This is a genomic window from Microvirga sp. Mcv34, assembly GCF_024519725.1.
Taxonomy (GTDB): domain Bacteria; phylum Pseudomonadota; class Alphaproteobacteria; order Rhizobiales; family Beijerinckiaceae; genus Microvirga.
The window spans coordinates 201,549-207,960 of the sequence record NZ_JALJRK010000003.1 but is presented as its reverse complement, the minus strand read 5'-3'; the positions used below and the strand labels follow the sequence as shown (position 1 = coordinate 207,960).

The 6,412-nt window shown below is 66.0% G+C and carries 7 protein-coding genes; all 7 read right to left on the bottom strand.

Annotation, left to right across the window (positions count from 1 at the left end; all coding sequences use genetic code 11):
- A partial coding sequence (locus tag OC446_RS03540) for a heme lyase CcmF/NrfE family subunit (protein WP_262027663.1) occupies positions 1 to 1,959 on the bottom strand: 1,959 nt, incomplete at its 3' end.
- A 28-nt stretch (positions 1,960 to 1,987) separates the two neighbouring features.
- Complete coding sequence (gene ccmE, locus OC446_RS03535; protein ID WP_262027662.1) at positions 1,988 to 2,446, bottom strand: cytochrome c maturation protein CcmE; 459 nt, start codon at positions 2,444 to 2,446, stop codon at positions 1,988 to 1,990.
- Positions 2,443 to 3,540 (bottom strand): c-type cytochrome biogenesis protein CcmI, encoded by a 1,098-nt coding sequence (ccmI, locus tag OC446_RS03530; protein WP_262027661.1) that lies wholly within the window; start codon positions 3,538 to 3,540, stop codon positions 2,443 to 2,445. Before ccmI ends, ccmE begins: the two co-directional genes overlap by 4 nt.
- A 65-nt stretch (positions 3,541 to 3,605) precedes the next feature.
- Positions 3,606 to 5,003: a sensor histidine kinase gene (locus OC446_RS03525; protein WP_262027660.1), complete on the bottom strand. Its 1,398-nt coding sequence runs from the start codon at positions 5,001 to 5,003 to the stop codon at positions 3,606 to 3,608.
- The gene (locus OC446_RS03520; protein WP_181053469.1) at positions 5,000 to 5,671 is read right to left on the bottom strand and encodes a response regulator transcription factor; all 672 of its coding nucleotides are present in this window, start codon (positions 5,669 to 5,671) and stop codon (positions 5,000 to 5,002) included. The genes OC446_RS03525 and OC446_RS03520 overlap by 4 nt, the downstream gene beginning before the upstream one ends.
- Before the next feature lie 121 nt (positions 5,672 to 5,792).
- Positions 5,793 to 6,107, bottom strand: coding sequence for a PepSY domain-containing protein (locus tag OC446_RS03515; protein WP_262027659.1), 315 nt, complete (start codon positions 6,105 to 6,107; stop codon positions 5,793 to 5,795).
- A gap of 95 nt (positions 6,108 to 6,202) precedes the next feature.
- Complete coding sequence (locus OC446_RS03510; protein ID WP_262027658.1) at positions 6,203 to 6,412, bottom strand: hypothetical protein; 210 nt, start codon at positions 6,410 to 6,412, stop codon at positions 6,203 to 6,205.

The window sequence follows — 6,412 nt, the reverse complement described above, 5'->3', positions numbered from 1 at the left end:
CGGCACGACCTTGGCACGGGCCGGCGCGCCGATGCGCAGGCGCCGATCCGTGAGCGACAGGGCGCCGCCCGCCGCCATGACGAGCGAACCGATCCAGATGAGCAGGACCAGCGGCTTGTGATAGAGCCTCATGCCGATGGACCCGTCCGCCTGGATCTCGCCGACGCTGGCATAGACCTGTCCGAGCCCGATGGTCATGATGCCCGCCTCCGTCGTCGGCATGCCGCGGGTCACGTAGAGCCGCTTCATGGTCTCGATCGTCCCAAGCTCGCGGCCGGAGCCGATGACCGTCAGGAGCGCCACATCCTCGCGATAGTTCGCCTCGACGCGCGGCGTCACCCGCTCGAGCCGCACTTCGTAATCGCCCGCCTTGAGGCGCTCGCCGGGCTTCAGGCTGCCGATGGCCTCGACGCCCCAGGCGGTCGCGGCAATGCCGATGACCGTCAGGCCCACGCCCGCATGGGCGATCGCCGTTCCCCATGCCGAGCGCGGCAAACCGCGCGCTTTCCGCCAGGCGACGGACAGGGTTGTGCCCTTGGACCAGGACCGGGTGACGATCTCGTTGAGGGAGCCGAGCACCAGATAGACGCCCAGCCCTACGCCGAGCGGCGCCGCGACCGGCCCGCCATGCTGGAAGGCGTACATGGCGAGGGCGGCCACGAGCGCGACGCCGAACACCGTATAGAGGCGCTGGGCGGTGCCGAGGAAGTTGCCGCGCTTCCAGGCGAGCGTCTGGCCGAGCGGCAGGAGCAGCAGCAGCGGAACGATCAGCGGCAGGAAGGTGAAGTTGAAGAACGGCGCGCCGACCGAGATCTTCTCGCCGGTCAGAACCTCCAGGGCGAGCGGATAAAGCGTGCCGATGAACACGGTGGCGCAGGCGCTGGCGAGGAAGAGATTGTTGAGGACGAGCGCGCCCTCGCGGGACACCGGCGCGAACAGGCCGCCCTGCCGGAGCATCGGCGCGCGCCAGGCGAAGAGCGCCAGCGACCCGCCGATGAACAGGATCAGGATGCCGAGGATGAACGTCCCGCGTTCCGGATCGACGGCGAAGGAATGCACGGAGGTGAGCACACCGGAGCGGACCAGGAAGGTGCCGAGAAGCGACAGCGAGAAGGTCAGGATGGCGAGAAGGATCGTCCAGACCTTCAGGGCATCGCGCTTTTCCATCACGACGGTGGAATGCACGAGCGCGGTGCCGGCGAGCCACGGCATGAGCGAGGCGTTCTCCACCGGATCCCAGAACCACCAGCCGCCCCAGCCGAGCTCGTAATAGGCCCAGTAGGAGCCCATGGCGATGCCGAGCGTCAGGAACGCCCAGGCCCCGAGCGTCCAGGGTCTCACGATCCGGGCCCAGACCGCGTCGATGCGCCCGTCGATCAGGGCCGCGCAGGCGAAGGCGAAGGAGATCGAGAAGCCCACATAGCCGATGTAGAGCAGCGGCGGATGGATCGCGAGGCCGGGATCCTGCAGCAGCGGGTTCAGGTCCTGCCCCTCGGGTGGGGCCGGAATGACGCGCGTGAAAGGGTTCGACGTGGTGAAGATGAAGAGCAGGAACGCGATGGTGATGGACGCCTGCACCGCGAGCGTATTCGCCTGCAACCGCAGAGGAATGTTGTTTCTCGCCAGGGCCACCACGCCGCCAAAGAGTGCGAGGATCAGCACCCAGAGCAGCATGGACCCTTCGTGGTTCCCCCACACGCCGGAGATCTTGTAGATCATCGGCTTAGCCGAATGGGAGTTCTGGACGACGTTGAGGACCGAGAAGTCGGAGTTCAGATAGGCGAAGGTCAGCGCCAAGAACGAGAACCCGATGCAGGCGAGCACGGCGAGCGCGCTCGTCGGCGCGACCGCCATGAGCACGGGATCGTTGGCGCGTGCGCCCCAGAGCGGCACGATGAACTGGATCAGTGACAACCCCAGCGCCAGCGCGAGTGCGAAATGTCCGGCCTCGACCAACACGAGGGATCTCCCTTGCTACTGCGTTACCTTACTGCGTCTTGGGCGCGGCATCGGCCTCGCCCATCCAATGCCCCTGCTTCTTCAAGGTGTCGGCCACCTCGCGGGGCATGTAGTTCTCGTCGTGCTTGGCGAGAACGGAATCGGCCCGGAACATGCTGGGGCTCACGAGCACGCCCTCGGCCACGATCCCCTGCCCTTCGCGGAAAAGATCGGGCAGCAGGCCCTTGTAGCTCACCTGGATGGCCGCATGGGCGTCCACGACCTCGAAGCTGATCTGCTGGTCGGAACCGCGCTGGACGGAGCCTTCCTTGACCAGGCCGCCAAGGCGGATGCGCGTGCCGGGCTGCACGTTCTTCGCCTGGATGTCAGCAGGGGAATTGAAGAATACGATCGTGTCGTTCATGGCGTAGAGCACGAGACCAAGCGCAATCGCCAGGACACATCCTGCGACTCCGATCAGGGTCAAGCGGCGTTGTTTTCTCGTCATGGCTGAGCGTCGGTCAGTTTCAGTTCCTGCGCCATCATATCGATGGTCTTCAAGGCGTCTTTGTCCTGCGCCAATGACTCCCGGGCGCGTCGGGCAGCAGCAACGGCTTTATCACGCTGGCCCAGAACCGCATAGGAGCGCATCAGTCGCGCCCATTCCTCCGCGGTGCCGCCCTGAGCCTCCAGGCGGCTGGCGAGGCCCGCCACCATGCCGGCAATCGCCTCAGGGCCGATCTGCGGTGCACCGGCCGGGCCCGCTGCCTGAGGCGCGCCGAGGGCGGCGAGTTCCTGCTTCACGGCCTCGGCCCAGGGAGCGTTGGGCGGCGAGGAGGACAGAAGCTCCGCATAGGCCGCCTTGGCCTTCTCTACCTGCCCGTCCTGCACGGCCGCGCGGGCGAGATAGAACCGCGCCTTCGGCGACCCGGAGTCGAGCTTGACGGCCTGCTCGAAGGCCGCCTGAGCTTCATCCGACACGAGGCCGTCGTTGGTCATCACCAGAACCTCGCCGTAATTCGCGAAACGTTCCGCGTTCGGCGGCAGATAGCGGACCGCGGCCTCATAGGCCTTCGCGGCATCGTCGATGCGCCCCATGCGAAGGTAGACCGGCGCGATCACCTCCCAGCCGCGGCCGTCCTGCGGGTTCTTCGCCAGATGCGATTCGATCTGGGCCACGGCCGTCATCAGGTCGACATTGCCGGCCTGCTGCGACGCCGGCGCGGCGGCGGGCTGGCCCAGCGATTGCGGCGAGCCATAGATCTCGTAGGTGGCGAGCGCCAGGATCGGGATGATCGAGAGGGCCAGGGTCGAAGCGGCGCGGCGGCGGCGCAGGGCCGGCTCTCCGACGGCGGTGAACGTCTCGCCATGCAGGCCCGTCGCCCGCAGGAGACGCCGTCCGGCTTCCGTCTTGGCAGCCTCGGCCTCGGCGGGCAGCAGCACGCCGCGCGCTAGGTCGCGCTCGATCTCGGAAATCTGCTCGCGGTAGAACTGCGTGTCCGGATCCACCTGCCGTGCCACGGCGTAATGACGCGATAGCGGCCAAAGCACCGCCATCACGGCCGCCGCCGTCATCGCCAGGAGAATGATCCAGATCACCATAAAGTCCTATTTACTGCGTGTCTTCCTCAAGCACGACGGTGGCACGGTGTCACGCGTAAATGTCCCTAAGCAGAACTCCTATCCCCGGGGAGTTCGAGGATGGCCCGAAGCCCGCCCGCGGGAGAGGCGTCCAGCCGCAAGGTGCCGCGATAGAGGGCCGCCAGATCGCTTACGATGGACAGGCCAAGGCCCGAGCCGGGCTTGGTTTCGTCGAGGCGGCGACCGCGCTTGAGCACCTCCTCGCGCGCCGCCTCCGGCAATCCGGGCCCATCATCGTCGATGAGCAGGCGGAAGCGGGGCCGGTCGTCGTCGCGCAGGATTTCAGCCGACACCACCACCTTGTGGGCAGCCCATTTGGCCGCATTGTCGATGAGATTGCCGGCCATTTCTTCCAGATCCTGCTTCTCGCCGCGAAAGCGCAGATCCGACGGAATGGCCAATTCGACTTCCAGGTCCTTGTCCCGGTAGATCTTGGCGAAGGTCCGCGCGAGGCCCGCGACGACGGGCTCGGCTTCGGTGAGCGTGCCGAGCGTCCCCGCAAGCGCCGCCGCGCGGGCGCGGTCGAGGTAGTAGTTGACCTGATCGCGCATCGTCGTCGCCTGCTCACGGACCTTGGCGGCGACATCATCGGGCGCGTTCTCGGCTTCGTTCATGATGATGCTGAGCGGCGTCTTGAGCGCATGGGCGAGATTGCCGACCTGCGTGCGGGCGCGCTCCAGGATCTCGCGGTTGGTGTCGAGGAGCAGGTTCAGCTCGCTGGCGAGCGGGGAAATGTCGCGGGGATATTCGCCGGCGATTCGTTCCGCCTCGCCCCGACGGATCGCCCCGAGCGCACTGCGGAGATTGGCGAGAGGACGCAGTCCGAAGCGGATCTGCAGCAGAGTCGTGAAGCCCAGGCCCATTCCGAGCAACGAGAAGGTGACCGTAAGCGCGAAGATGAAATCCCGCACAGCCCCCTCGATCTCGTCGGCGGGACCTGCGACCCGGATGATGTAACGCCCATCTTCGCCGAGATCGATATCACGCTCGATGATGCGGAGGTTGCGGTCGTCCGGGGCCTTGCCGTAACCGCGGCGGATCTGGCCGAAGCGGTTATCGCCGGTTGCGAGGCTCGGCAGTTGCCCACCGAAAAGGGATTTCGAGGAGCGGATCTCGCCCAAAGCCGCATTGGGCCGCGCCACCTGCCAGTACCAGCCGGACAGGGGCAGCTCGAAGCGCGGATCGCCGATGGGGCCGAGGTCCCGGTCCGGGTCGCCGGGCCCGACGAGGTTGGACGCGAGCGTATTGGCATAGACGAGGAGCCGCTGGTCGAATGCGCGCTCCGTGTTGTCGCGATAGAGCGTCGAGAGGATGAGCCCCGCGATCAGCAGGATCACGAAGCTCCAGAAGACGGAGGAAACCGCGAGCCGGACCGCGATCGGCCGGCTAGCGAAGCGGCGCACGAACGGCGGCAGGCGGGTCACGTCTTGGTCTGGCCCGCGTCGAGGAGGTAGCCCAAGCCTCGCACGGTCTGGATGATGTCGACCCCGAGCTTCTTGCGCAGGCGGCCGATGAAGACTTCGATGGTGTTCGAATCCCGGTCGAAATCCTGGTCGTAGAGATGCTCGGTCAACTCGCCCCGCGAGACGATGCGGCCGGTATGGTGCATGAGGTAGGACAGGAGCCGGTACTCGTGGGATGTGAGCTTCACCGGGTTGCCGTCCACGGCCACGCGGCCGGAGCGGGTATCGAGCTTCACGGGGCCGCAGGCGATTTCACTCGTGGCATGGCCGGCCGAGCGCCGAAGCAGCGCGCGGACGCGGGCGAGAAGCTCCTCCATATGGAAGGGCTTCGTGACATAGTCGTCGGCTCCCGCGTCGAAGCCCTGAACCTTGTCGCTCCAGCGGTCGCGGGCGGTGAGGATGATCACCGGAGTCTTGCGCCCGTCGCGGCGCCAGGCGGTCAGGACCGACACGCCGTCGACCTTGGGAAGACCGAGGTCGAGGATGATGGCATCGTAGGGCTCGGTCTCCCCGAGGAACTGGCCTTCCTCGCCGTCCATGGCGGTATCCACCGCATAGCCTGCCTGCTCAAGGGCAGTCACGATCTGCTTATTGAGGGTTCTGTCGTCCTCGACAACGAGTAGGCGCACGGTTCGAGCTTCCCCTAGAGCATCGGATCGCCCCGATGGTGAATTTCCTTTGTTGGCCGTTCTCGGGCGCGAGAGCCGGATCCGCTGTCACGGGCGCGGCCCGAAGGGCTCGCGCGATACGCTAGCGGACCGATTTCACGCGCCCGGAAGCGCCCTCGATCATCACTTGCACGATGCGACCGTCCTTTTGCAGGACCGAGATCACATAGACAAGATCATTGCTGTTGCGGCACAGGCTGGCCCGGACCACATCCGCTCCCGGCACTTGGCGCCGCGCCGTCATCACGGCGGAAGCCGGTGCGACGACGCCTTTGGCGGCCACGGCCTCCTGCATCTCTCGCGGCGGCAGACAGTTCTTCAGGGCAGCCGCAGGGCTCTGCGCGAACGCCGCCCCCGTCACCCCCCACAATGCTATGACCAGCCAAACCAGACGCATGAATCGACCATGACCTTGCCGCAATGAACAAATTCTGAATGCTTCGGAGGCCGATTTCGTGCCAGGAAATCGGCCTCATCCGCTTGAAAATGCTTCTAATTCAGAATCTGTTTCGTCGCCAGGATGCGGAAAACGGTCGAGGCGATGAAGCTTGCAGCCGCGATGAGCTGCACGAAGGCTTCCTCGAAGGCCCCGGTGACAAGGGCCGAACCGTCGAAGCCGAAGAGGCCGAGAAGGAGGGCCGCGAGGCCGATGAGATTGGCCCAGACGGTGCGGCTGGCCAGGATGGTCTTGGTATCGAACAT

What these genes read in the sequence shown, in the direction of transcription:
- ccmE (WP_262027662.1), bottom strand. Translation starts at nt 2,446, where the DNA reads ATGACGAGAAAACAACGCCGCTTGACCCTGATCGGAGTCGCAGGATGT.
- ccmI (WP_262027661.1), bottom strand. Translation starts at nt 3,540, where the DNA reads ATGGTGATCTGGATCATTCTCCTGGCGATGACGGCGGCGGCCGTGATG.
- OC446_RS03515 (WP_262027659.1), bottom strand. Translation starts at nt 6,107, where the DNA reads ATGCGTCTGGTTTGGCTGGTCATAGCATTGTGGGGGGTGACGGGGGCG.
- OC446_RS03510 (WP_262027658.1), bottom strand. Translation starts at nt 6,412, where the DNA reads ATGTTCGATACCAAGACCATCCTGGCCAGCCGCACCGTCTGGGCCAAT.